At 52.5% G+C, this 26,461-nt stretch carries 20 protein-coding genes; 13 read left to right on the top strand and 7 right to left on the bottom strand.

From position 1 onward, the window contains the following. The first annotated feature begins 117 nt into the window (after positions 1 to 117). On the top strand, positions 118 to 945 hold the full coding sequence (locus RIN69_RS14710; RefSeq protein WP_313852687.1) for an SDR family oxidoreductase: 828 nt from the start codon (positions 118 to 120) through the stop codon (positions 943 to 945). 57 nt (positions 946 to 1,002) lie between these two features. Here the strand turns inward: RIN69_RS14710 and RIN69_RS14705 are convergent, their stop codons facing one another. Both RIN69_RS14705 and puuD read right to left on the bottom strand, forming a co-directional pair. Next, on the bottom strand, positions 1,003 to 2,280 hold the full coding sequence (locus RIN69_RS14705) for an NAD(P)/FAD-dependent oxidoreductase (RefSeq protein WP_313852686.1): 1,278 nt from the start codon (positions 2,278 to 2,280) through the stop codon (positions 1,003 to 1,005). Positions 2,281 to 2,330: 50 nt separating this feature from the next. Then, positions 2,331 to 3,095, bottom strand: a complete 765-nt coding sequence (puuD, locus tag RIN69_RS14700; protein WP_313852685.1) for a gamma-glutamyl-gamma-aminobutyrate hydrolase — start codon at positions 3,093 to 3,095, stop codon at positions 2,331 to 2,333. A 201-nt stretch (positions 3,096 to 3,296) separates the two neighbouring features. On the opposite strand from puuD, the gene RIN69_RS14695 reads away from it, so the two are divergent. The 5 genes from RIN69_RS14695 to RIN69_RS14675 all read left to right on the top strand — a co-directional run bounded on the left by RIN69_RS14695 (position 3,297) and on the right by RIN69_RS14675 (position 9,463). Then, entirely contained in the window at positions 3,297 to 4,712 is a 1,416-nt protein-coding gene (locus RIN69_RS14695) for a glutamine synthetase family protein (RefSeq protein WP_390902387.1), read from the top strand. A gap of 95 nt (positions 4,713 to 4,807) precedes the next feature. Further along, positions 4,808 to 6,118, top strand: coding sequence for a 4-aminobutyrate--2-oxoglutarate transaminase (gene gabT / locus RIN69_RS14690; protein WP_313852684.1), 1,311 nt, complete (start codon positions 4,808 to 4,810; stop codon positions 6,116 to 6,118). A 373-nt stretch (positions 6,119 to 6,491) separates the two neighbouring features. Beyond that, positions 6,492 to 7,859 carry an APC family permease gene (locus tag RIN69_RS14685; RefSeq protein WP_313852683.1) on the top strand — a complete coding sequence of 456 codons (1,368 nt, stop codon included), beginning with the start codon at positions 6,492 to 6,494 and terminating at the stop codon, positions 7,857 to 7,859. A gap of 230 nt (positions 7,860 to 8,089) precedes the next feature. Beyond that, positions 8,090 to 8,518: a CesD/SycD/LcrH family type III secretion system chaperone gene (locus RIN69_RS14680; protein ID WP_313852681.1), complete on the top strand. Its 429-nt coding sequence runs from the start codon at positions 8,090 to 8,092 to the stop codon at positions 8,516 to 8,518. Positions 8,519 to 8,533: 15 nt separating this feature from the next. Then, complete coding sequence (locus RIN69_RS14675) at positions 8,534 to 9,463, top strand: hypothetical protein (RefSeq protein WP_313852680.1); 930 nt, start codon at positions 8,534 to 8,536, stop codon at positions 9,461 to 9,463. Between the two features lie 48 nt (positions 9,464 to 9,511). Here the strand turns inward: RIN69_RS14675 and sbcB are convergent, their stop codons facing one another. After that, positions 9,512 to 10,939: an exodeoxyribonuclease I gene (gene sbcB / locus RIN69_RS14670; RefSeq protein ID WP_313852679.1), complete on the bottom strand. Its 1,428-nt coding sequence runs from the start codon at positions 10,937 to 10,939 to the stop codon at positions 9,512 to 9,514. A gap of 271 nt (positions 10,940 to 11,210) precedes the next feature. Here sbcB and RIN69_RS14665 point away from each other — a divergent pair, with 271 nt between their 5' ends. Then, positions 11,211 to 12,188: a chemotaxis protein gene (locus tag RIN69_RS14665; RefSeq protein ID WP_313852678.1), complete on the top strand. Its 978-nt coding sequence runs from the start codon at positions 11,211 to 11,213 to the stop codon at positions 12,186 to 12,188. Between the two features lie 53 nt (positions 12,189 to 12,241). On the opposite strand, the gene RIN69_RS14660 is transcribed toward RIN69_RS14665, so the two are convergent. Beyond that, positions 12,242 to 13,960, bottom strand: a complete 1,719-nt coding sequence (locus RIN69_RS14660) for a chloride channel protein (RefSeq protein WP_313852676.1) — start codon at positions 13,958 to 13,960, stop codon at positions 12,242 to 12,244. Then, complete coding sequence (locus RIN69_RS14655; RefSeq protein ID WP_313852674.1) at positions 13,957 to 14,409, bottom strand: MarR family winged helix-turn-helix transcriptional regulator; 453 nt, start codon at positions 14,407 to 14,409, stop codon at positions 13,957 to 13,959. Before RIN69_RS14655 ends, RIN69_RS14660 begins: the two co-directional genes overlap by 4 nt. Positions 14,410 to 14,883: 474 nt before the next feature. Between RIN69_RS14655 and pqqU the strand changes: the two genes are divergently transcribed. From pqqU to RIN69_RS14630, 5 genes are all read left to right on the top strand, one after another. After that, positions 14,884 to 16,992 carry a TonB-dependent receptor PqqU gene (gene pqqU, locus RIN69_RS14650; protein WP_313857757.1) on the top strand — a complete coding sequence of 703 codons (2,109 nt, stop codon included), beginning with the start codon at positions 14,884 to 14,886 and terminating at the stop codon, positions 16,990 to 16,992. A gap of 176 nt (positions 16,993 to 17,168) precedes the next feature. Next, positions 17,169 to 19,562, top strand: coding sequence for a glucose/quinate/shikimate family membrane-bound PQQ-dependent dehydrogenase (locus RIN69_RS14645; protein ID WP_313852673.1), 2,394 nt, complete (start codon positions 17,169 to 17,171; stop codon positions 19,560 to 19,562). A gap of 200 nt (positions 19,563 to 19,762) precedes the next feature. Next, the gene (gene dacD / locus RIN69_RS14640) at positions 19,763 to 20,932 is read left to right on the top strand and encodes a serine-type D-Ala-D-Ala carboxypeptidase DacD (RefSeq protein WP_313852672.1); all 1,170 of its coding nucleotides are present in this window, start codon (positions 19,763 to 19,765) and stop codon (positions 20,930 to 20,932) included. A 245-nt stretch (positions 20,933 to 21,177) separates the two neighbouring features. Further along, on the top strand, positions 21,178 to 22,236 hold the full coding sequence (locus RIN69_RS14635; RefSeq protein WP_313852671.1) for an FUSC family protein: 1,059 nt from the start codon (positions 21,178 to 21,180) through the stop codon (positions 22,234 to 22,236). Between the two features lie 160 nt (positions 22,237 to 22,396). Then, a complete protein-coding gene (locus RIN69_RS14630) occupies positions 22,397 to 22,720 on the top strand; it encodes a DUF496 family protein (RefSeq protein WP_313852670.1) in 324 nt (107 codons plus the stop codon). 107 nt (positions 22,721 to 22,827) lie between these two features. Here RIN69_RS14630 and RIN69_RS14625 read toward each other — a convergent pair whose 3' ends face one another. Beyond that, complete coding sequence (locus tag RIN69_RS14625; protein WP_313852668.1) at positions 22,828 to 24,033, bottom strand: FAD-dependent oxidoreductase; 1,206 nt, start codon at positions 24,031 to 24,033, stop codon at positions 22,828 to 22,830. A 67-nt stretch (positions 24,034 to 24,100) separates the two neighbouring features. Then, positions 24,101 to 24,247 (bottom strand): Rieske 2Fe-2S domain-containing protein, encoded by a 147-nt coding sequence (locus tag RIN69_RS22935; protein WP_390902546.1) that lies wholly within the window; start codon positions 24,245 to 24,247, stop codon positions 24,101 to 24,103. Between the two features lie 632 nt (positions 24,248 to 24,879). On the opposite strand from RIN69_RS22935, the gene RIN69_RS14620 reads away from it, so the two are divergent. Beyond that, complete coding sequence (locus RIN69_RS14620) at positions 24,880 to 26,454, top strand: PTS transporter subunit EIIC (protein WP_313852666.1); 1,575 nt, start codon at positions 24,880 to 24,882, stop codon at positions 26,452 to 26,454. Positions 26,455 to 26,461 lie beyond the last annotated feature (7 nt).

Below are 26,461 nucleotides of genomic sequence, written 5' to 3'. Positions count from 1 at the left end.
AACACTTTTTTACCAACCATGAAAGATTCTCTCATTAAGCGATGTAAGCGTTGATTGTCAGTATAGCGTCTGTGGCGTAGCCTTAACCTTCAGAGCGAAACTGCATGGAGTTGAGGCATGAAAAAAGTCGCGATAGTGGGACTGGGGTGGTTAGGAATGCCACTGGCGATGGCGCTGGCTGCTCGTGGCTGGCAGGTTAGCGGCAGCAAGACCACGCCGGACGGTGTGGAGGCGGCGCGCATGTGCGGCATTGATGGTTATCAGCTGGAGTTAACGCCAGAATTGATCTGCGATTCTGACGATCTTGAGGCGCTGCTCAGCGTCGATGCGCTGGTGGTGACGCTTCCGGCCAGCCGCACGGTTGAGGGCGGTGAGCAATATGTTCAGGCGGTGCAGCAAATAGTCGACAGCGCACTGGCATTTGAAGTGCCGCGCATTGTGTTTACCAGTTCAACCTCGGTTTACGGTAAAGGCGCGGGAACTATGCGCGAGGACAGCCCGCTGGAGCCGGAAACGGTGGCCGGCAGAACGCTGGTGGAGCTGGAAAACTGGCTGCATGATTTGCCAGGAACCTCCGTGGATATTGTGCGCTTATCCGGGTTGGTCGGGCCAAATCGTCATCCGGGGCGTTTTCTGGCTGGCAGAACGGATGTGGCCGATGGCGCACATGGCGTTAATTTAGTGCATCTGGACGATGTGGTGGAGGCGATAACTCTGCTGCTGCAAACGCCGGTAGGCGGACGTGTCTACAATCTGAGTGCGCCGCAGCATCCGGCGCGCAGCCAGTTCTATCCGGCCGTTGCCCGTCAGCTTGGTCTGACACCCCCGACTTTTTTAGCAGACAGCGGGGCGTCGAGCGGCAAAATTATCGACGGCAATAAGATTTGCAGCGATCTCGGATTTGAATATAGCTGGCCCGATCCGCAGAAAATGCCGCTGGCATAGTGCGGATAACTCACGGGCGGTGTTCCTGCCGCCCGTGACGGAAACGGGCTTCTCAAACTAAACACCCAGTCGATCGCGCAGCGCATACCAGGCGGCACCGATGGCGGTCAGCGGGACTTTAAAGCGGCGACCGCCGGGAAAAGGCAAATGTGGAATACTGGCGAAGGCGTCAAAACGCTCGGCATCACCGCGCAGTGTTTCAGCAATCAGCTTGCCCGCAAGGTGGGTGCAGGTGACGCCATGCCCACTGTCGCCCTGCATATAATAGACGTTGTTCTCCAGTCGACCAAACTGTGGCATCCGTGACAATGTCAGCAGGAAGTTACCGCTCCAGCGGTGGCTGAATTTGATGTTGCCAAGCTGCGGAAAGGTTTTCAGCAGTTTGGGACGAATCAGCGCATCAATATCCTGCGGGTCGCGCGCGCCATAAATCACGCCGCCGCCATACAGCAGGCGGTTATCTGCCGTAAGCCGAAAATAATCCAGCAGATAGTTGCAGTCTTCCACACAATAATTAGACGGCAGTAACGCACGCGCCAGTTCTGCGCTCAGCGGCTCGCTGGTAATAATCTGCGAGCCGCAGGGCATGCTTTTACTGCTGAGTCGTGGCTCCAGCTGCGGTGCCAGATAAGCATTACCGGCAAATATCACAAACTTTGCGCTAACCTCGCCGCCGGCGGTTTTTATCCGGTTCGGGCTGCCATACGCCACCGCAGTAGCGGCGGATTGTTCATAAATACGACCACCGTGGCGGCGAATCGCTTCGGCCTCGCCAAGCGCCAGATTAAGCGGATGCAAATGCCCTCCGCGCCGGTCGAGCAGCCCGCCGACGTAGCGTTCAGATGCAACTTCGCGCTGCATGCCTGCGCTATCCAGCAGGGTTAATTCACGGTTACCATAACTTTCCCACAACGTTTTCTGTGCGCGTAAGTGGCCCATTTGTCGCGCGTTCAGCGCGGCAAAAATCCCGCCCTGACGATAATCGCAGTCAATTGCATAGCGATCGATACGGTCACGGATGATATCTGCACCCTCAAACATCATACTGCCCAGCATTTTGGCGACGTTTGGCCCATATCGCTGCTGAATCACCTCAATATCACGACTGTATGAGTTGACCACCTGTCCGCCGTTACGGCCACTGGCACCAAAGCCAATCTGCGCGGCTTCCAGCAGCACCACATCGTAACCGGCTTCGGTCAGAAACAGCGCTGAGGACAGGCCAGTAAAGCCGCCGCCAATAATGCAAACGTCGCACTGAATGCTCTCTGTCAGCTGCGGCCAGCACTGATGATGGTTTGCCGTGGCCGCGTAGTAACTCTCCGGGTGTTTCATACCAGCTCCAGAGTCATCATGTTGGTTTAGTCTCGCCCGTATGGCCTGGTTTATCGGCGGATCTCTTTTTGATAGCGGTGGCAGGCGTGAATAAAGCCAGCAAATAAATCTCGTGACTGCGCCGAGTTTTCGCTCTGCCATTCCGGATGCCATTGCACGGCAAGCGCAAACGGATGCTGGCGCAGACTGACCGCTTCGATTAGCCCATCGGCCGCGCGCGCTTCGATGCAAAGTTGCGCGCCTGTGGTGCGGATACCTTGTTGATGTAATGAGTTAACCCGCAGTTTTTCGCTGCTGTTAAGCAAGCTCGCCAGCAATCCGCCGGGTTCTGGCTGCACCTCATGAGCAGGGGCATATTGATCTTCCAGCGGCAGCGCTTCATTTTCACGGTGATCCTGCAAGCCGGGTTGCAGGTGTAACTGGCGATGTAAGCTACCGCCGGTTGCCACTACCAGTTCCTGTAAGCCGCGGCAAATCGCCAGCAGTGGCATTTTTCGCTTAATTGACTGGTCGATCAGCGCAAAGGCAAGTTTATCGCGGCCAGGATCAGCCAGCGGCTCGGTGCCGGCTGCACCATAGTGAAAGGGTTCGATATTGCTCGGGCTACCGGTAAGTAAAATCCCGTCCAGCACGGACATCGCATTGGCTAATGCCTCGGGTTGATTGGTCAGGCAGTGCGGCAGGCAAAGCGGCACGCCACCGGCGGAAAAAACGGCGTCGAGATATTTGTTATGTACACTCTGGCTGCGGTGGCCAGCATCAACAATCTGGCACATCACTACGCCGATCAATGGCTTGTTATAAATAATGCCCATCACTCCCTCACAGTGCTGTCAGGCTATCTGGCGGCTGGGCAAAAACTGAGCACCCGATTTCCAATCTAGCAATCAGCTGTTCATTATTCAAACCAATTTGTAACATTTGCACACTTTTTCTGTTGGCGCTATGTTAGAGATGTGGTTGTTATTTTGAGCATCACGCACAACCGAAACCTTAGGTCAATGGCGGGTGGAATCATGACAAATCTGGTGGAAGTAGAAGACTTCACGAGACAAAGTGAAGAGAAACGAACCAGCGCGTTCCAGATTGAGGTTAAAACCTATCTGGAACGCCATCCTGAAACGCAGTATGTTGATCTTCTTCTTAACGATCTCAACGGTGTCTTTCGCGGTAAACGCATTCCCTTCGCCAGCCTTGCAAAAGCAGAAAAAGGTTGTTACTTCCCGGCATCAGTCTATGCCATGGATATTCTCGGCAATACCGTTGAAGCCGCCGGTTTAGGCCAGGCGCTGGGTGAACCCGATAATATTTGTCTTCCGGTCAGCGGCACGCTGATCCCTTCCGCTTCCGACCCGCGACATCTTGCGCAGGTGCTGTTGACCATGCGACATCAAGATGGCACTCCCTTTGACGTTGAACCGCGAAATGTCCTTAATAACCTCTGGCAGCAACTGCGTAACCGAGGTTTGTTTCCGGTGGTAGCGGTAGAGCTGGAGTTCTATCTGGTGGACAAAAAACGCGATGCTGAAGGCTATATTCAGCCACCCTGCGCTCCGGGTAGCGACGATCGTAATATGCAGAGTCAGGTCTACTCGCTGGATAATCTTGATCGCTTTGCCGCAGTACTGGGGGATATTGATGCGCTGGCTGGATTGCAGGGTATCCCGGCAGATGGGGCACTGGCGGAAGCCTCGCCCGGTCAGTTTGAGATTAACCTGCACCATACGCGTAATGTACTCAGCGCCTGCGACCATGCGATCCTGCTAAAGAGGCTGGTGCGCCAGGTGGCGGAGCAACATCAGATGAACGCCACTTTTATGGCGAAGCCGTATGAAGAGTATGCTGGCAGCGGGATGCATGTGCATATCAGTATGCTGGATGCTGCCGATCATAACGCTTTTGCCCGCGATGACGGCAGCGACTCACCGCTGCTGAAACGTGCGCTGGCCGGGATGATCGATCTGATGCCGGCGTCAATGGCGCTGCTGGCTCCCAACGTTAATGCCTTTCGCCGCTTTTTGCCCGATGCCTTTGTGCCGTTGCAGGCCTCGTGGGGCCACAACAATCGCACGGTGGCGCTGCGCATTCCCTGCGGTGACCTCGATAATCATCGCGTGGAGTATCGCGTCGCTGGCGCGGATGCTAATCCGTATCTGGTGGTGGCGGCAATTCTGGCCGGTATTCTGCACGGCATTGATAACCAACTGCCTTTACCCCCTCCGGTAAAAGGTAACGGTCATCAGGCCGCAGGAAATCCATTGCCGATTCGCCAGAGCGATGCGCTGGTTGAGTTTGAACAGAGCTATCCATTGCAAAAGCTACTCGGCAAACGCTTCGGCTTTGTCTGGCACAGTTGTAAGCATCATGAACTGATGCATTTTGAGCGGCTGATCACAGCGACAGAGATCGACTGGATGTTAAAAAATGCCTGATACGTTACGTGAATGACTAAACGTAATCCTGAACGGCGGTGCTGATAGCGGCCGCCGATGCTGATGATTTGCACTTATGCCAAAGGGATCACTATATGAAGCAGAGTAATCAGCAGTGGCAGACGCGTCGTGAGGCGGCGGTAACGCCGGGCGTCGGCAATTCTTTACAGGTTTATATCGAAAAAGCGCGTAATGCTGAGTTGTGGGATGCAGAGGGCAAGCGCTATATCGACTTTGCCTCCGGCATTGCGGTGCTGAATACCGGTCATAATCATCCGAAGGTTATCCAGGCTGTCAGCGCACAGCTGGAGAAGTTTACCCATCCCTGTTTTCAGGTCACGCCTTACGGCAGCTACATTGAACTGGCAGAAAAGCTGAATCAGCTGGTGCCGATTAACCAGCCAACACAGACGCTGTTAATGTCGACCGGTGCGGAAGCCGTGGAAAACGCAATTAAAGTGGCGCGGATTGCCACTGGTCGTACTGCGGTGATCGCTTTTCGTGGGGCGTTTCATGGCCGCACTTTACTGGGGATGGCGCTGACCGGCAAAGTGCAACCGTATAAAAAAGGTTACGGCCCGTTTCCCGGCGGAATTTTTCATGCGCCTTATCCGGCAAGTTATCTTGGCATCAGCGAATTGCAGGCAATTGGCGCATTACAGGGCATTTTTGCCGCTGACGTGGCGCCGGACGATGTGGCGGCGATTATTATTGAGCCGGTGCAGGGGGAAGGGGGATTCTATGCTGCCTCCACCCACTTTCTGCAACAGCTGCGTACTCTCTGTGATGAGCACGGCATTGTGCTGATTGTCGATGAAATCCAGAGTGGTTTCTGTCGGACCGGAAAAACCTTTGCCATTGAACACAGCGGCGTTGAGCCGGATTTAATGACCATGGCGAAAAGTCTTGCTGGTGGTTTTCCGCTGTCGGCGCTGGTCGGCAAACGGGCGTTAATGCAGAAAGCACAGGCTGGTGGCTTAGGTGGCACCTATGCGGGGTCGCCGGTGGGAATCGCCGCCGCGCTGGCGGTAATCGACTTAATCGAAGAGGAACAGCTCAATCTCAAAGCGCAGGCGCAGGGCGAGTGGGTAACGCAGCATCTGCAACAGCTGGCTGAACGCGTTGACTGCATCGGTGAAGTGCGCGGTATCGGCGCGATGATCGCTATTGAGCTGGTTGAGCAGCGGGACCGTCACAAACCGGATAAAGCGTTGACTCAGGCACTGGTACAGGAAGCAGGGCGGCAGGGGCTGGTGTTATTGCCCTGCGGCGTACGGGGGAATGTGATCAGATTTCTGATTCCATTGACCGCCAGCAAAGAAATTGTTACTGAAGGTCTCAACATCTTGTCTTCTGCCCTCGAGGTGGTGCAGAATATGCGCCCTGCAAAACGTACCCAGAATTAATGATGTTGCAGCGATGCCTCCGGCATCCATAATGATTTTGGGTACAGAAACAATAACCGACGCGTACAGCGCCGGTTATTTTTTGCATTTTACTAAATCGCACATACAGAGGCCGGACCTGGTTCCGGATAGATAGTCGCTTTAAGCACGCATGAACGTGACTTGTTGAGGAAAAGAAAGATGGGGCAACATTTTAACACTGCACCGGTTACTACCGGTATTCGCCAACGTGATGACTACGGCGCCGCTGCGGGACGCATTTCGCCTGCCTGTTCCACTATTTCCCCTCTGATAAAAAGTAGTTTCTATCGCACCTCGCGAAGTTTCCCTGTGGTTCAACCCAGAAAGGTTGGCACTATGGGGAGGCTGAATCATGTCGCATAATTCTGCATCTGCTGCGCCGCAGTCGCGCCCACAACTGAAAAAAACGCTGACGCTATTACCTGTTGTAATGATGGGTCTGGCTTATATGCAGCCAATGACGCTGTTCGATACCTTTGGCATCGTTTCAGGTCTGACTGATGGCCATGTTGCCACCGCATACGCCTTTGCCCTGATTGCTATTCTGTTTACCGCGTTAAGTTACGGTAAGCTGGTACGCCGCTTCCCATCTGCGGGATCCGCTTACACTTACGCACAGAAAGCCATCAGCCCGCACGTGGGCTTTATGGTGGGCTGGTCGTCACTGCTTGATTATCTGTTTATGCCGATGATCAACATTCTGCTGGCGAAAATTTATTTTGAAGCACTGGTGCCGGGCATTCCTTCGTGGATATTTGTCCTGCTGCTGGTGGGCTTTATGACCATTTCCAACCTGCGTGGCATCAAAACGGTTGCTAACTTTAACAGCGTGATTGTGGTGTTACAGGTTGCGGTAATGGTGGTAATTATGGGGATGGTGGTTTACGGCGTTGCTCACGGTGAAGGTGCCGGTACGCTGACCAGCAGTCGCCCATTCTGGTCTGAGAATGCCAATGTCGTGCCGATGATCACCGGTGCGACCATCCTGTGCTTCTCGTTCCTCGGTTTTGACGGTATCAGTTCGCTGTCAGAAGAGACCAAAGATGCAGGCCGGGTGATTCCAAAAGCCATCTTCCTGACCGCGCTGATTGGTGGGGTGATCTTTATTGTCGTCTCCTACTTCCTGCAGCTGTACTTCCCGGATATCAGCCGTTTCAAAGATCCGGACGCTTCGCAGCCTGAAATCATGCTGTATGTGGCAGGTAAAGCCTTCCAGGTCGGCATTCTGATTTTCTCCTGCGTTACGGTACTGGCTTCTGGTATGGCGGCACATGCTGGCGTTTCTCGTCTGATGTATGTGATGGGGCGTGATGGCGTGTTCCCGGAGCGTTTCTTCGGTTACATTCATCCGAAATGGCGTACTCCGGCGCTGAACGTGGTGCTGGTAGGCGTAATTGCGCTCTCTTCCGTGACCTTTGATCTGGTGACGGCAACCGCGCTAATTAACTTCGGTGCGCTGGTGGCGTTTACTTTTGTGAACCTGTCGGTTATTTCGCAGTTCTGGATTCGTGAAGGACGCAACAAGTCACTGAAAGATAATATCAACTTCCTGATTCTGCCGCTGTGCGGCGCGTTAACCGTTGGTGCGCTGTGGGTTAATCTTGAAGAAAGCTCGATGATTCTTGGCCTGGTATGGGGGGCAATTGGCCTGACCTATCTGGCAGTAGTCACGCGCAGCTTCCGTAACCCGGTACCGCAGTGCAGTGAAGATTTGATGTAATCCTTACCTGGCTGATGCCACTGGCGGCATCGACTAAGACAAAAAACGCTTATGATAAATTCATAAGCGTTTTTTTTTGCCTGTAGCGGGCTGGAAAATGGCATCAGCAATTCAGAAGTATTTGAATTAAAATAATTTCATTTCATGGTAATTCCGTCAATAACCTCTCGAATAAAACTATTACTCTGGATAATAAGAGCCATTGATATTATTACCAACGGGTATAAAAGATGGAAAACCGCGACGGAATGCAGCAGTGTTATTTTCTCTCTGCCAGCGAGCAGGAAGAGATTTATCAGCGTGGATATCAGCTGTGGAATGAAGGCGCTTTTGAACAGGCCGTCACCTGCTTTGCCGAAATCGCCATCAGTAATCCACAGGACCGTCGGTTTATTTTTGCTTTTGCCTGTGCCCAGCTGCAGCAGGGCGAGTCCCTGCATGCGCTGAAACTGTTTATGCACTGCCTGCGGCTGCAGGCAGATGAGCCATGGGCTTATTTTCATATTGCCTGCTGTCTGAACGCGCTGGGTAGTACGCTGGAAGCTCGCGATGCGCTCGACGCCACGATTATTCTCTGCCAGGCCACCGACAGTGATGAAATGAATTATGCACATCTTTATCAGCAGGCAAAAAAATTGCTGGCTGAATTAAGCTGGTAACGTTTCGGAGGTTTAATGTGCCCACGAAAGATTAGCTGTGAGAATTTGCATCAATTAGTCAGTCGACTTAACAGCACCAGTACCGCTTCCGATATCTCGCTGGCTGCCAGTTTTGGCATGATCCCTCCAGGCTGCCCGCAGCGGATTGATGAATTCAACAGCTCAATTGATTGTCTGGTTAAAAAAAGCCATGACTGCCTGGATAAAGCGAAGATGCACGGGATTAATGCGGCACAGCGGATGTTTTATAAACAGGCGCTGTTATTGGTTACGATGTCGGCGTTATCCATTCCTTCTGTGCTGATGGCCGTCATGACAAACGACTTTTATGACACCTTATCACTGACGGTAAACTCCATTTGGCTGTGCTCGGTAGGGATGGATGTGTGGTACGCGTGGAAAGACTGGTCTGCGAAAGTAAAAGGTGAGGCGGAGCTGCCAATGGCGTCGGATTCACTGGCTAATCTGCTGCATTATTTCGCCCACAAGCGTGGCTATTCCGATACCTCTTCGCAAAGTATTGCCGTGGTTGGCAGCAGCATCTTCCGTTTTATTCGCGCCACGGCGACCGTATTAAGCGGCAGACTGGTGCCGTTTGACACGCCACATAATTTAAGGATATGGAATGAAATTTGTAATGATATAAAAGTTGGCATTGATTTTGTGCTGGCACTGGCTGAAGCTTCGGCGAATATTGCCAGTTTTAAAAGTGCGAAAAATCAGGAGCTGGCGCATATTAACCTGCTGCGGGTGACTAGCATACTGAAAGACGAGGTAAGCAATCTGGATGCGACTGGCTCGCGCCAACCGCTGGAAACGGTGATCGAATTAATGAATGACTATGTCGATTCAGTGCAGCGTATTATTGATGAGCTGCCAAAGAAAACCGTGTCGCAGCACAGGATGATTAATATTGAGCAGATAAATAACAGTAGCCAGGTATAAACCTTACCGCCAGAGCGGCCGCCGTGCGACCACTCTGCCAGCTGCGGCTTAAGAAACCAGCTCGCGGGCGTAATCAAACAGCGCCTTCAACTGCGCTATTTTGTCGTTATCCCCTTCATGCAGATTAAACAGTGACTCCAGCTCCAGCAGATAGCTTTGCACCCGCTCCGGATTCAGGGCTTCACGGCGATGTTGCAGCCAGCGTTGCTGTTCACTGTCGTCGAGCGTGCCGGGAAAGTTGCGTGCCCGATAGCGGAACAGCAACTGCTCAATACGTGAGTCGTTAAAGGTTAAATCCAGCGCCGGTAAATTTGACGATGCCGTCTGCAAAATAATGTTCATCGCCGAACGGTCGGCATCACTAAAGAAACCATCATACAAGCGGGCATCAACATCGTCGGCTGCGGTAAAGGGTTCGGCCTCGGCAAACAGCGTGACGACTTTTTCGCGGATCTCCGGATGCTGACGCAGCAGCGTCAGATTAGCCAGACAGCGCTCACGGTCTATGCCAATGCGTTCCGCATCTTCCGGGCGTAGGGTGTTAGCTGGCGCCAGTACCGGACATTTATTGATATGAACCAGTTTAATGGGTACCGCCGCCGCGTCGCCCAACTGGTCACGCGGGGTATACAGACGTGCGCGCAGCGCATCGGCATCCAGCTCCAGCAGCGGCGACATATCACCGGCCAGATCGCAGGTAATCAGCGCATTGCGATTATCCGGATGCCAGGCCAGTGGCGCTATCCAGCTGGTATTGCCACGAAACGCGCCAAACATCCCGGAGATATGCACCAGCGGTTTCATTTGCGGAATATCGACCAGCGTCGTGATTTTCTGTTTGCTGCGATGGCTGAACAGGTAGTCGTACAATTTAGGCTGTTGCTGTTTCACCAGCTTTGCCATGGCGATAGTGGCATAAACGTCTGACATCGCATCGTGCGCATTGGCATGTTCGACGCCATTAGCTTTCGTCAGATGCTCAAGGCGAAAACTTGTCATGCCATCCTCGTTTTCCGGCCAGTTGATACCCTCGGGACGAAGCGCATAGCAGGCGCGCATCACATCCAGCAGATCCCAGCGGGTATTGCCGTTTTGCCAGCTCCAGCCATAGGGATCGTAGAAGTTACGATAAAAGATATTGCGTGTCACTTCATCATCGAAGCGGACATTGTTATAGCCAACCACACAGGTGTTGGGTTCGCTGAACAGGGCATGGATACGGCGGGCAAACTCGGCCTCGCTGACGCCGCGTGCTTTCGCCTGCTGCGGCGTGATTCCGGTAATCATCACCGCTTCCGGCTGCGGCAGATAGTCGTCAGCGGGCTGGCAGTAAAACACTTCCGGCTCACCAATAATATTGAAATCCAGATCGGTGCGTACGCCAGCAAACTGCGCCGGGCGGTCCAGTGACGGACTTTTGCCGAAGGTTTCGTAGTCATGGAAAAGGAATGTTGGCTGACTGGCTTGCTGTTTCACTGTAAATGTCCCTGTCACAAAATTGGCTGGCACGCAGAGGCAGCGCGCGCATGCTACAGGGTAAACCATTTTGCCGGGGGGCTAAAGGGCTGAGGCATTAGCCTGTTCAGCAGAATTGATCTCTCTACTTTTCTCACACCCTGCCGATAACCCTGTCAGTGATTTCAGTCACGCCAGCCTGCAGCGATAGCCGAAATCAAACGATTTGTGCTCTGGCAGCGCATTGATATCGCGGTATGCACACCGAAAAAACCATCACCCAGAGGTAAAAATGGATAGCTTGCAGAAAGATATCGATGATCGCGCCAATCTCACATTGTCCAATAAGTTTGAGCTGTTGTTGTTTCGGCTGGGAGCGGCGGCGCAAGACGAAAAATCCGAGTTGTTTGGCATCAATGTGTTTAAGCTGCGCGAAATTATGCCGATGACCACGCTTACCAAAGCGGCTGGGATGAAATCGCCGTTGCTGGGGATGGCGAACATCCGTGGGCAGATTATCCCGGTTATTGATCTTGCCGCCGTCGCCGGTTGTACGCCGACCGCCGGTCTGAATCTGCTGCTGGTCACCGAATATGCCCGCAACACTCAGGCATTTGCCATCGAGTCAGTGGATAACATTGTGCGGCTCGACTGGAGCCAGGTACACGCTGCGGATACCCGCGTCAGCAATCGTAATGTCACCAGCATTGCGCTACTGAATAATGATGAAAACCGTGATGAAATGGCGCTGGTGCTGGATGTTGAGCAAATTCTGTATGACATCATTCCTTCGGCGCGCAATGTGAAGAACGAACCGATTGCTGCGCGCAGCTTCGATCTTAAGCCCGGCTCGCTGGCGATTGTGGCGGAAGATTCGAGAGTGGCCCGTGCAATGCTGGATCAGGGGCTGAAAGCGATGGGTATTCCGGCGCTGATGTTTAATAACGGCCTGGCAGCGTGGGAGAAAATCAAACAGATGGCAGAAGAGGCAAAAGCGGCGGGGGAGTCGATCCACGATAAAATTTCGTTGGTGCTGACCGATATGGAAATGCCGGAAATGGATGGTTTTACCCTGACGCGCAATATTAAAGCCGATCGCCAGCTGAAAAATATCCCGGTGGTGATTCACTCTTCGTTGTCCGGCAGCGCCAATGAAGATCACGTGCGCAAAGTGGGTGCTAATGGTTATGTGGCAAAATTTGAGGTGAATGAGTTATCACAGGTGATTCATCAGGTACTGGAACAGGCGGTGCGAAATGAGGCAGGTTGAATAAACCCGGCGGCTCTCAGGCCACCGGGCGCAGGGACAGTTGGAGTTCGGGCTTAACGCAGCCGTTCCCTGACTAACTCTTCTTCCATGTTACGCAGAGTTGGTTTCAGCAGATCGTTACTGCTGATGACCCCGGCGAGTTGCTGTTCATCGTCAGAGTTCAGCACCGGTAAAATAGTCAGCTGATTTTCTGCCATCATCATTGCGGCCTGGCGCGCTGTGTGGCTGGCTAACAGATAGTGCTGACCAACCGGCCGGAGAATTTCGCTGAGCAGCAAGCGATCATCGGCCTGATGGATAGCACGATAATCCACCATACCGATGCAGCGTCCCTGTTCCGTTACCGGAAAGGTATGATGAAGCTGCGGAAGTGTCGTCAGGCGCATTTTCGCGGCCGCGACATCAAGGGTTGGGGCGAAAGTGACCGCCTGCGGTTCCATCACATCCTCTACCCAGGCATGCTCTAAAGGATCGACGCCATATTCGCGAAAAATATGCTGTCCGCGGCGGGTAATTTTGTCTGTCATAATCGAGCGAGACAGCAACAGTGTAGTGATACCCCAGGCGACGCTGGTGGTGAGTAAATCAGGCAGTAATCCGTTAGCATCGTGGGTAATCCCCACAGCAAATACAATCGCAGTCAACGGTGAGCCTAACGCGCTACCCAGCATCGCTGCCATACCGGCCATCGCCCACATCTGCGGCGAACCGCCCGGCAACCAGTGTGCCAGTAGCGCGCCGACACCGGCACCGACCATTAACAGCGGAGCCAGCACGCCGCCGGAGGTGCCGGAAGCCAGCGCAAACAGCCAGATCGTCAGTTTGACGGCGATCAGCGCAAATATCACCGTCAGCGTCAGGTTGGCATGCAGTAAATCTTCAATCACGTCATAACCGACACCCAGCGCACGCGGCTGGAAATAGCCGCCGATGCCAATAATCAAGCCGCCCAGTGCGGGCCACCACATCCAGTGCAGCGGGAGCCGGGCGAAGCCTTTTTCAATTGCATGCAGCAGATGGGTCACCACTACCGCCAGTAAGCCGATAACGACCCCGGCTATCAGGCAGCTTATTAGCGCCAGAGGGCCAGCCGGTGCGGTTTCCAGCGGCATCAGCGGCCCGTCGCCAAAGGCATAGCTTCTTAAAAATCCGGCGACCGCACAGGCTAACGCCACCGGTACCAGACTGCGCGGGCGCAGTTCAAATAACAGCAGTTCGACAGCCAGCAGAACTGCCGCCACCGGCGTGCCAAAGATTGCTGTCATCCCGGCACTGGCACCCGCAACCAGTAAGGTTTTACGCTCTATGGCATTCAGGTGCAGATACTGGCCAAGCAATGAGGCCAGCGATCCGCCGGTCATAATAATCGGCCCCTCAGCACCAAAAGGGCCACCGCTACCAATCACCACAGCAGATGACAGCGGTTTAAGTACCGCAACTTTTGGCGACATGCGGCTTTTCACAAACAGAATCGCTTCAATCGCTTCCGGAATGCCGTGACCTCGAATTTTTTCACTGCCATAGCGCGCCATCAGACCGACGATCAATCCGCCGACTACAGGGATCAGAATGACCCACAGCCCCAGCGAATTCTGCGCCGGTGAGAGATTTTCAAGCGACAGGCGCTGATAAAAAAACAGGTTTGTCGCCAGATCAATAAGGGATATCAGCAGTTTGGCGGCGAGGGTGCTGATTGCGCCAATCAGCAGCGCCAGTGCGGAGATCATCAGCAGGCGGCGATCTACCGCATAATCACGTTTACCCACCATCATGTTGCCTTGCCCGCCTGCTCATCATTATTGAATGCGGTAATTCGTGCCACCTGAAAAGTGTCACTCAGTGAAGCCAGTTCAGACTGGTGCGAAGCCGCGAGCGTTGCCAGCAACGCTGAGCCTTCAGGCTGTAAATGAACCTCGATCAGGCGGCCATCCTCACTATTTTTCTGGCGCGTCACTAATCCTGATTTCACGCTACGGTTAACCAGCCCGACTACTGCGTTATGTTTCATTTGCAGTCGCTCAGCCAGCTCGCTGATGCTTGACCATTCGCGCCCAGGCGTGCCCTGGATATGCAGCATCAACAAATATTGCAGTGGCGTTAAGCCAGCCTGCCTGGCGGCGGTTTCGGAAAAATTGAGAAAGCGGCGTAGCTGATAACGGAACTCGGATAAAGCGACATACTGTGCCTTATCAGGTGCGGGAGTAAGCGGCAATAAACGCATAGGACCACCTGGTTAGCCTGAAAAAGGCATTTATATCACAATGTGATATAAGCATTCAGTACAAGCCAGTAACAAATTATAAACCAGAGCTGGCGCGGTTTAACAAGGAGATATAGGGATATTATTGAAGCTGAATTGATTCAGCTGATGAGGATAAATAGTTCGCATGCGAACTATAAAGTGTTACAATGATCACGTTTTTGTGCAACATATCCTTTTCGTTTGCATAAAGTGACCGGTCAGCAAAAACAGGATTTGACGTCTGACGGGTTAAAACCAGGCAAATCAGCCAACAGCCTTTATACTATCGGCAGCGTTGATTTGCCGTTGCTGCTCAGCATGATGCAGATGCAGCGGGTGACTTTTCTCCGGCCTGAGTGGTCGGGAAAATTGTTGAAGTATTAACTAAAAAAATATCGAACCATTCCAGTGAACAAAAAAACCTCTGCTTTTATTCTGACGCCGTTGTTTATTATGCAACCGCTTGCAGTCAGTTACGCACAGACTTCAGCTTCCAGTGTCAGCAGCGATCCTGCTGCCTCGCAGGATTCTACGCTGATGGTGATTAAACAACGTAGTGGTTTATCCGAACTGGATACCCCGGCCGCCGTCAGCGTGGTCGAAGGGGAGCAGCTGCGTAACAGTAAACCGCAGGTGAATTTGTCGGAAAGTCTCGGCAGTGTGCCTGGTTTGCAGGTCCAGAACCGTCAGAACTACGCACAGGATTTGCAAATGTCGGTGCGCGGTTTTGGCAGTCGCTCAATGTATGGCGTGCGTGGCGTGCGGATTTATGTTGATGGCATTCCGGCCACAATGCCAGACGGACAGGGGCAGACCTCAAATATCGATATTAACTCGATTGAGAAAGTCGAGGTGCTGCGCGGCCCTTATTCCGCCCTGTATGGCAACGCCTCGGGCGGTGTAGTTAATATCGAAACTCAGACCGGCACTCAGCCGCCAACGCTGGAAGCCGGCAGCTATTACGGCAGTTATGGCACATGGCGTAATAGTGTGAAAGCCACCGGCGCCACCGGTGACGGCACTCAGGCGGGCGATGTTAACTATGCTATCTCCGGTTCACGTTTTACTACCCGTGGATTTCGTGACCACAGCGGTACGCAGAAAAGTCTGGGTAACGGTAAGTTTGGCGTGCGTCTTGATGACGTCAGTACTCTGACGCTACTGTTTAACAGCGTCTCAGTGGATGCCAACGATCCCGGCGGGCTGTCGGAAGCTGAATGGAAAGACAATCCGCGTCAGTCACCACGCGGTGACCAATATAATACGCGTAAATACCTTGATCAGACCCAGCTTGGCCTGCGCTATCAGCGTGAGCTGAGTGATAACGATCAGCTGACGATGACCGCATGGCACGGCGAGCGGCATACCACTCAGTACCAGTCGATCCCGATGACACCGCAGCTGCGGCCAACCCATGCAGGTGGGGTGATTGTGCTGGAGAGAAAGTATCAGGGGATCGATACCCGCTGGAAACACCAGGACAACCTCGGTTCAGTGCCGTTTACCCTGATTGCCGGCCTTGATTATGAAACCATGACCGAACGTCGCCAGGGCTTTGAAAACTTCAATCTGAACAATGGCGTACCGGAATATGGCGAGAAGGGGGCACAGCGTCGTAATGAAAAAAATAAGATGTGGAACCTCGATCCCTATCTGCAAACCAGTTGGAGCCTGACCTCACAGTGGACGCTGGATGCCGGACTGCGCTACAGCACGGTGAACTTTGATTCGCAAGATTATTACGTCACCAGCACCAATGGCGATGACAGCGGCAGCAAGCGCTACCATAAATTGCTGCCGATGGGTTCTGTTAACTATGCCGTTACGCCAGCATGGAATCTCTACTTCTCCGCTGGCCGTGGTTTTGAAACGCCAACAATTAACGAACTGTCCTACCGCTCTGACGGTGAGTCAGGGCTGAATATCGGGCTGAAACCTTCAACCAGCGATACCTACGAGCTGGGAAGCAAAACTCGCGTCGGTAACGGGCTGGTTACGGCCGCGTTGTTTCAGACCAACACCGATAATGAACTGGTGGTGGCGGAAAGTTCCGGTGGGCGCACCAGCTATACCAATGCTGGTAAAACCCGACGTCGCGGCGTTGAACTCTCTCTCGATCAGCAGTTTGCAATGGACTGGCGGCTAAAAATGGCCTGGACCCTGCTCGATGCCACTTATCGCAATGAAACCTGCGCCGCATCCTGCACACCGGCCGGTAACCGTCTGCCCGGCATCGCACGCAATATGGGTTACGCCTCAATGGAGTGGGCGCCAGAAGAGGGCTTCCACGCCGGAGCCGATATTCGTTATATGAGCAATATACAGGTTGATGACCAGAACAGTGCCCAGGCACCCACTTATACCGTGGTCGGTCTTAGCGGCGGTTACCGTCTGAACTGGGCGAGTAACTGGTCGCTGGATATGTTCACCCGGGTGGATAACCTGTTTAACCGTGAATATGTGGGTTCAGTGATTGTGAATGAAGGTAACGGTCGTTACTTCGAACCGGCTCCAGGCCGCAATTATGGCGTGGGCGCGACGCTGAGCTATACCTTTGAGTAACTCTGGCGTCCAGCCAGTAAAAGAATCCAGAAAAAACCCGTGCCGGATACCAACACCAGGTGATGTGCGGCGGCGGGTTAGCAACACCCGAATGGATATTTAGCGGTAATCGGATGTTATTGAAGATTTAGCTTCATCTCTAAATCGACGCTCTTAAATTTTGGTAAGGTTAAACTATGAAAAGTGGATCTTCGTTATCACGGATTCTGGTGATACTCACGGCGCTGTTTGCCGCCCTGAGCGGAGTATATTTGTTAGTGGGCGGCATCTGGCTGGCAAAACTGGGAGGCTCGCTGTATTACATCGTCGCCGGCCTGGTCATGCTAATCACTGCCTGGTTGCTGTACCGTCGTCGCGCCACGGCGTTGCTGCTGTACGCAATCTTCCTGTTGGCCACCACCATCTGGTCACTGTGGGAAGTGGGTTCTGATTTCTGGGCGCTGACTCCGCGTCTGGATGTAACCTTCTTCTTCGGTCTGTGGATTGCGCTGCCGTTTATCTGGCGTGGCGTTGTGGCCGGCAGCAAACTGCCGCGCGGCGCACTGGCGGCTTCGCTGGTGTTTACCGTTATTGTGCTGGTTTATTCGGTGTTTAACGATCCGCAAGAGATCAACGGCACCCTGAGCCAGCAGCAGACGGCGGAGATTGAGAAAAACGCGCAGGGCATTCCTGATGCGGACTGGCCAGCCTATGGCCGTACGCAGGAAGGCACCCGCTACTCACCGCTGAAACAGATTAACGATAAAAACGTTGGCGAGCTGAAAGAAGCCTGGACCTTCCGTACCGGCGATCTGAAAGGCCCGAACGATCCGGGTGAAATCACTGATGAAGTGACGCCAATCAAAATTCGTGACTCACTTTATCTGTGTACGCCACACCAGAAGCTGATTGCGCTGGATGCGGCGACCGGTAAAGAGAAATGGCGTTTTGATCCGCAGCTGAAAACGAACCCGACTTTCCAGCACGTCACCTGCCGTGGGGTTTCTTATCATGAAACGCCAGCAGTGGCGCAGGCTGAAGAGCAGGGCGCAAAACCTGCCCTCTGTTCACGCCGCATCATTCTGCCGGTCAACGACGGCCATCTGTATGCGCTGGATGCTGAAACCGGTGAGCGTTGTGCTGAGTTTGGTGATAACGGTGATGTTAATCTGCAAGCCAATATGCCGTTCGCCAAAGCGGGCGCTTATGAGCCAACTTCACCTCCGGTGATCACCGATAAGGTGATTGTGATTGCGGGTGCGGTGACGGATAACTACTCAACCCGTGAGCCTTCCGGCGTCATCCGTGGTTTTGATGTTAATAACGGTAAACTGCTGTGGGCATTTGATACCGGCGCGAAAGATCCGAATAAAGTGCCTGGCGTTGATGAGAATTACACGCCTAACTCGCCAAACTCATGGGCACCTGCGGCCTACGATGCCAATCTGGATCTGGTCTACCTGCCAATTGGTGTTGCGACGCCTGATATCTGGGGCGGCAACCGCACCCCGGAAATGGAGCGTTACGCTACCGGCATGCTGGCGCTGAATGCCACAACCGGCAAACTGGCGTGGTTCTATCAGACCGTGCATCACGATCTGTGGGATATGGATGTTCCGGCACAGCCGACGCTGGCTGATATTACCGATAAAAACGGTAATAAAGTGCCGTCAATTTACATCCCGACCAAAACCGGTGACATCTTTGTACTGGATCGCCGCACGGGTAAACCTGTGACGCCGGCACCGGAAATGGAAGTGCCGCAGGGGGCCGCTAAAGGCGACCGTGTGTCTCCAACCCAGCCTTACTCTGAGCTGTCATTCCGTCCGAAAGAGCATCTGAAGGGCAAGGATATGTGGGGTGCGACCATCTACGATCAGCTGATCTGTCGTGTGATGTTCCACAGCCTGCGTTATGAAGGTCCGTTCACGCCGCCGTCCGAGCAGGGTACGCTGGTATTCCCGGGCAACCTTGGTATGTTCGAGTGGGGCGGTATTTCGGTAGACACCGATCGTCAGGTTGCCGTGACTAATCCAATGGCGTTGCCGTTTGTATCCCGCCTGATCCCACGTGGTCCGGGTAATCCTATCGAGCCAGATGAAAACGACAAAGGCGGTACCGGTTCTGAATCCGGCATTCAGCCACAGTACGGCGTGCCTTACGGCGTGACGTTGAACCCGTTCCTGTCGCCGCTGGGCTTCCCTTGTAAGCAACCTTCATGGGGTTATATTTCTGCGGTTGATCTGAAAACCAACGATATCGTGTGGAAAAAACGCATCGGTACCGTACGCGACAGTTCACCTATTCCATTGCCATTTAAAATGGGGATGCCAATGCTGGGTGCGCCAATTACCACAGCAGGTAACATCTTCTTTATTGCGGCAACGGCGGATAACTATCTGCGTGCGTTTAACGTCTCCAACGGTGAAAAACTGTGGGAAGCTCGTTTACCGGCAGGTGGACAGGCAACCCCAATGACCTATGAAGTTAACGGCAAGCAGTATGTGCTGATTGCGGCCGGTGGCCATGGTTCATTTGGTACCAAGCTGGGTGACTATATCGTTGCCTATGCACTGCCTGATGAGAAATAATCGCTAAGCGACAATAGCCAGTTATCAACGCCCGGTGCATTCACCGGGCGTTTTTTTTTGCTGGACGAAAATCAGTTAAAAGTGAGCCAGGATATTAATAAATCGATTAATACTTTCTTGCAATTAATTAACACAATCAAACCTTTATTACCGTAAAACAACCGCCAGTTTATTGATGTTGTTAATTTGAGGATAAATCGGTGAAAAGGCGTCAGCTTGCAAGTATTAGTCTGTTTTTGGTGTTGGTTTCTCAGGCGCATGCCGATAACAATGTGATGCCTTTTCCGTTAAATCCGCCGGGCGTTGATGCGGCTTCCTGGGTGCTGATGGATTCGACCACCGGGCAAATCCTGACGGAAGGCCACGCTGACGATCGCCGTAACCCTGCCAGTCTGACCAAGCTGATGACCGGCTATGTGGTTGACCGCGCGATTGATAATCACCATATCACCCGCGATGATATGGTCACCATCGGTAAGGATGCCTGGGGTGCTGGTAATCCGGTGTTTAAAGGTTCTTCGCTGATGTTTCTGAAGCCCGGTGAAAAGGTGTCAGTACGGGATCTCAGCCGCGGAGTAATTATCGACTCAGGTAACGATGCCTGCGTGGCGCTGGCGGATTATGTGGCGGGCAGTGAAGCCAACTTTGTTAAAATGATGAATGAATATGTCGACAAGCTGGGGCTGACCAATACTCACTTTGAAACCGTACATGGTCTGGATGCGCCGGGGCAATACACTACGGCCCGCGATCTGGCGACACTTTCACGGGCAATTATCAAAGGCGAACCTGATTTTTATCAGATGTATGGCGAGAAGTCGCTTACCTGGAATGGAATCACCCAGCAGAACCGTAACGGCCTGCTGTGGGATAAAACCCTGCATGTTGATGGTCTGAAAACCGGTCATACCGAAAGTGCCGGTTTCAATATTATTGCTTCCAGTGTGGAAGGTCAGCGCCGTCTGATTGCTGTGATTATGGGCGGTAAAAGTCCAAAAGGGCGTGAGGAGCAGGCGCGTAAGCTGCTGACCTGGGGGCAGAATAACTTCGATACCGTGCAGTTGTTCCATGCCGGTAAAGCCATTGGTCATGAAACGGTATGGTACGGTAATCCGCATCAGGTCGATGTCGGCAGCGACAAAGATATCTATCTGTCACTGCCCCGCGATCAGCTGAAAAATATCAAAGCCAAATACGTGATTGAGCGTAAGGATCTGGAAGCACCGCTGAAGGCTAATGAACAGGTCGGTACCATTCAGTTAATGGATCACGATCGGCAGATCGCCAGCTATCCGCTGATGGCACTGCAGCCGGTAGAAACCGCCGGTCTGTTTACCCGCCTGCAGGATTATCTCAAGCTGAAATTCTAATCATCTCGGGCGAGCGTCAGGCTCGCCCACGTTATCAGCCCATCTTCATTTTTCACGGCTATCCATGTTAAAAAGTTAAGCTTTCGCAGCGGCGTTGTCTTTTATATTGCCCGGCGGTTAATAAAATGGCGGCGTGATGTAAACGGCAGGCAAAACTATCAGGAAAACAGGACAGGAGTCTAAGGCCTGGACTGCGGATGAGGTATCATGCCGTGTGAGATATTCATCAGGCAGTGGAGTAGACCTTGCGTCCCGATAAGCCCCTTTCCAGGATTGAGTTCAGCGTTTATCGCAACTACCGCATTGTGCATGGGGTGCGTATCGCGCTGGCATTTGTTCTGACATTTATGCTGGTGCGCGGTTTTGATATTCCCGAGGGCAGTTGGCCGCTGATAACGCTGGTGGTGGTGATGGGGCCGATTTCGTCGTGGGGTACGGTGTTACCGCGCGCGGTGCAACGTATTGGTGGCACCATATTTGGCTCAATCTCCGGCCTGATAGCGCTAAAACTCGAACTGATTTCGCTGCCGTGGATGCTGGTGTGGTGCGCCGCGGTAATGTTTCTTTGTGGCTATCTGACGCTGGGCAAACATCCTTATATGGCGCTGCTGATTGGCATTACATTGGCGGTGGTTTGTGGTGCGCCGGCCGGCGATATGGAAACGGCATTATGGCGCGGCGGTGATGTGATTCTCGGTTCGTTGCTGGCGCTGCTATTCAGCAGTATTTACCCGCAAAAAGCCTATACTCACTGGCGCATTAAACTGTCTGACTCGCTGTCATCAATGGCCATGCTGCATCAGGCGGGATTCTCTCCCAATCTGGTTGAGCAGCCACGTCTGGCTAAACCGCTGCAGCGATTGCTCGGCGATGTGGTGAAAATGCGCGCGCTGCTGGAACCAGCCAGCAAGGAGACGCAAATACCCAGGTCGGTGCTGGACGCAATTCAGACGATCAATCGTAATATGCTTTGTACTTTTGAGCTGCAAATCAATGCGTGGTGGTCGTCGCGTGAGAGCCATCGCATCATGCTGAATGCACCGACGCTGCGGCGTACTCAGCAGATGACGGAAAATACACTGCGGGCGCTTTCCAGTGCGTTACTGGATGGCGATACCAGCAAAGTTGCAGCGAACAACGCTGAACTGGCGGAAATTTCGCATGAACTGCGACAGCTGATTCGTGAATCAAACAGCCAGGACGCGATTGAAACGCCGATTCACGGTTATGTCTGGCTGAGCCTTGAACTGACGCGTCAGCTGGGAAAATTATCGGATTTAATCCGCCTGGCGATGCGTAAATAATCGACTAAGCAACAACTTACTGCGCCGATAATGCTTTTCGCGCTAAGATAGTCGCCAGTCCGAATTTGAATGTGAAAATTGCCAACGGTAATAGTGAGCCGCTAAGCTGAAGGCTACGACAATTACGCCTGCCCCGGCAGGCCCAATGAAGGGTGTCATCATGGAAAATGCAAAGCAATCTTTTCAGGACGTTCTGGAATTCGTCCGTATGTTCCGTCGTAAGAACAAATTGCAACGTGAAATTCACGATAACGAAAAGAAAGTTCGTGATAACCAGAAGCGTGTACTGCTGCTCGATAACCTGAGCGAATACATCAAACCGGGTATGAGCATCGAAGCTATTCAGGAAATTATTGCCAGTATGCGCAGTGACTATGAAGATCGCGTTGATGATTACATCATCAAAAATGCTGATCTGTCGAAAGAGCGCCGCGACCTGTCCAAGAAGCTGAAAGCAATGGGCGAGCCTAAACCGCACGAATAATCCGCCGGTTTTCCCACATGGGCGGCTTTTAGCCGCCCGTATCGAGGATTTTTAACCTGCATTCTTCAGGGCGGCAGCTGAAAATGGCTCCCCCGACCACGCCGTCGCTAACCAGAAAAACGTGGTTTTTCCCGGCGAAATCCCAGTCCAATAATCCAGCCAAATACAGTCGGCAGAAACGGAAAGCGTCTGATCAGCCTCGGCAGCGGGCTGGGCTTATTACTGTCTCTGCTCTTACCGCTCATTTTTATCTGAATAAATTGTGTTGCGCAGGTCGGAAACTGACGTCGCTGTTGCACTTTTTTCAGCTGACGTAAACTCACTGCCCGTTTGCGCAGCGGCGACGTCAGGTAATTAGCGGTAGCTACTGCATCCTGAATCGCCAGATTGACACCAACACCGCCGATGGGGGACATGGCATGTGCGGCATCGCCTATGCACAGTACGCCGGGGATCATCCACTTATCCAACCGATCAATGCGGATGACCAGTAAACTCAGCTGTTGCCAGTCGCTAAGCTCTTCCAGTCGTTCTGGCGGAAACGGCGCGACCTGCGCAATCTGGTGTTTTAGCTGCGAGATACCGGCAGCTTTTATCGGCTCAAACTGTCCTTTGGTGATCGAATAACCACACTGCCAGAAATTACCGCGGTCGATGATAATAAAGTTTTGCTTTGGCCCTTTATGGCCCATGCTCCACTCCGGATCGTCGGGCTGCTTTGTCAGCTTAAACCACAGCACGTCACGCGGTGAGCCAAACGAGCGGCTGACCAGCCCGGCTTTTTGCCGCACCTGCGAGTGACGCCCGTCAGCGCCAATCACCAGCTGCGCACGGATCTCAGTTTCCACCCCATCCGCCAGCGCTCTGATGCCGCACACGTTGTCATGCTGATAAATAAAATCGTCAAAGCGGGTCGATTTCAGCAGGGTAAACTCAGGCAGTTGCGCGGCCTTTGACGCCAAAAAGTTGAGGAAATCCCACTGCGGCATAAAGGCGATAAAACGGCATTTCACCGGCAGGCGGGAAAAATCAGCAAGAGTGACTTCTTCTCCTGCGATTTCGGCCTGCAACTTTTCGGCACGCTGATGCGGCAGGCTGAGCAGTTCCTCCAGTAATCCGAGCTGATGCATGATTTGCAGGGTAGAGGGATGAATGGTATCTCCCCGGAAATCACGCAGAAAATCATTGTGTTTCTCAATCACCACTACCCGTACCCCAGCGCGGGCAAACAGATAACCGAGCATGAGTCCGGCCGGGCCGCCACCGACAATACAGCAGTCGGTGGTTAATACTTTAGGTGGAGCTGGCTGCATATTCTTCACTCCGGCGATGAACAGTTTCATTTATGATAATAGTTATCATTCTCTTTTGCGAGAATATTTAGTTCAGATTATGCCCAACCAGTGCCTCTCCTCTAAGAAAGCCATAGAGTAAAGATGCACCGCGATGCGGGCAGCGTTGTCGGATCAGCAATACTTTACCGCTGGTCGTTCGGGCAACGATCAAATCTTCTCCGGGAAGACGAATTTTTTTGGTTTGCCCGGCTTCGACTAACTCTGAAGAATAACCTACCGGATATCAGTATCGGCGGAGTCATTCACCACATGGAGTCGTTGAGCCTACTCTGGTGAGTAATTTATTAGTTTCATCGTTCAGCATAACTGACAATCCTTTGTCATTAGGTAGCGAATTGATTTACTGTGTAACCGAAGGGAATTGATAAGATATATAAATCATCTTCAGATTAGAGTGTAAAATAAAATATTTAAAGAAGGTGATTTCTCTTATCTCTTGTTAGTCCAGATTATATGTTTAATATTTTATTATTTAATTAGCTTTTAACTTAATTTGAACTGTCTGCTTTCAGACTTATAGGACACGGCGATGTACTCAACAGCTATTATCCGTTCGCTGCGCTTAAAAAATTTTCGTGTCAGAAAACTATCACTTCGTCCTTCCTTTTGAATATCTATTCACAGCCAGAAGATCTTGCATAAATGCTATGCCGATCACAATCCGGAAGGTTACATGTAACCTTTTGGGTTATATGTTTTTAAATCAGCAAGATAGCGTGTTTCTCCCTTCTGATGCTGTTACATTTTAGCGGTACCCACAATAACTAACGTCCTGATAAACACTATCAATAAAGAGGGCATGCCATGAACCAAGCCGTGAATGCGCTGCAAAACTTTGGCAAGTCTTTGTACGCGCCGGTGCTGATATTACCGATTGTCGGGCTGTTTATTGCTCTCGGCAATTTGTTTGGTAACGGCAACCTTGCCGGTTATTTGCCATTTCTGGCCCATCCGCTGGTACAGGATTTCGGTCAGCTGATTTCGAAGTCTGCGGTGGCAATTCTGGCTAATCTGGCGCTAATCTTTGCCGTTGGCATTCCAATTGGGCTGGCGAAACGCGATAAAGGCTATGCCGCACTAATTGGGCTGGTGGTATTTATCATTTTTATCAATGCGATGAATATCACGCTGGAACTACAGGGCAAGCTGGTGAACAGCGATGTGCTGCGGGCTTCGGGCCAGAGTAGGGTGCTGGGTGTGCAGGTGCTGGAAATGGGCGTGTTTGCCGGGATTCTGACCGGGGCGATTTCCGGATATCTGTATAACCGGTTTTCGGGCATTCAGTTTAACGGCGTGATGGCGATTTACTCCGGTCACTGTTTTGTCGCCATTATCGGTATCCCGCTATCAATAGCACTCGGTTTTACCATGTGCTACCTGTGGCCCTTTGCCCAGCATGCGATCACCGCGATGGCTTTTGGCATTCACGGTGCTGGTGCGGCTGGCGTGGCAATCTACGGTTTTCTTGAACGTATTCTGATTCCAACTGGCCTGCACCATCTGGTGTATACCCCATTTCTGTATACCGAACTGGGCGGAACGCGTGAGGTTTGCGGCACGCTTTATCAGGGCGCACGCAATATCTATTTCGCCGAAATGGCTTGTCACAGCGTGGCTCAGCTTAGCCCTACGGCAGTTTGGGACGCACGCGGGATCAGCAAGATGTTTGGTCTGACCGCCGCCGCAGCGGCGATGTATCTGACCGCCAAACCTGAGCGCAAAAATGCCGCCAAAGCGATTCTGATCCCGGCGGCCTTCACCTCGTTTTTACTCGGTGTCACTGAACCGCTGGAGTTTTCGTTTCTGTTTGTTGCCCCAATGCTGTTTGGCGTACATGCGGTGCTGACCGGTATTGGCATGATGCTGTTTTACTTGCTGGGTGTGCATGCCATCGGTGCCAATGGGGCGATCGATTTTATCCTCTACAACCTGCCACTGGGCATCGCCAAGTCCGACTGGCCGATGTATATCGTGGTTGGTCTGATAATGGCGGCGCTTTACTTCACTATTTTCCGCTTTCTAATCCTGCGTTTTGATATGAAAACGCCGGGTCGTGAAGACGACGAAGTCGACACTCGCCTTTACTCGAAAGAGGATTATCAGGGCAAAAATGATCGGCCAGCCCGCGCAGAAGCGGAAAAAGACAGCAGTATCCTTGGTCTGAATATCATCGCCGGATTAGGCGGCAAGCAAAATATTGACGTCATCGACAATTGTTATACCCGCCTGCGGGTGACGTTAAAAGATATCAACACTATCAATGAACAGCAGCTCAAAGACACCGGTGCGAAAGGGGTTATCCGCCAGGGTAACAATGTACAGGTGGTGTATGGGCTGCACGTCAAGAAAATGCGTGAAGCTGTTGAAACCGCGCTCTGAGAGGAGA

The sequence above is a fragment of the Winslowiella toletana genome (genome assembly GCF_032164335.1).
GTDB classification, from domain to species: Bacteria; Pseudomonadota; Gammaproteobacteria; order Enterobacterales; family Enterobacteriaceae; genus Erwinia; species Erwinia toletana_A.
The sequence above is the reverse complement of the archived record's forward strand: the minus strand, read 5'-3'. Positions and strand labels throughout refer to the sequence as shown.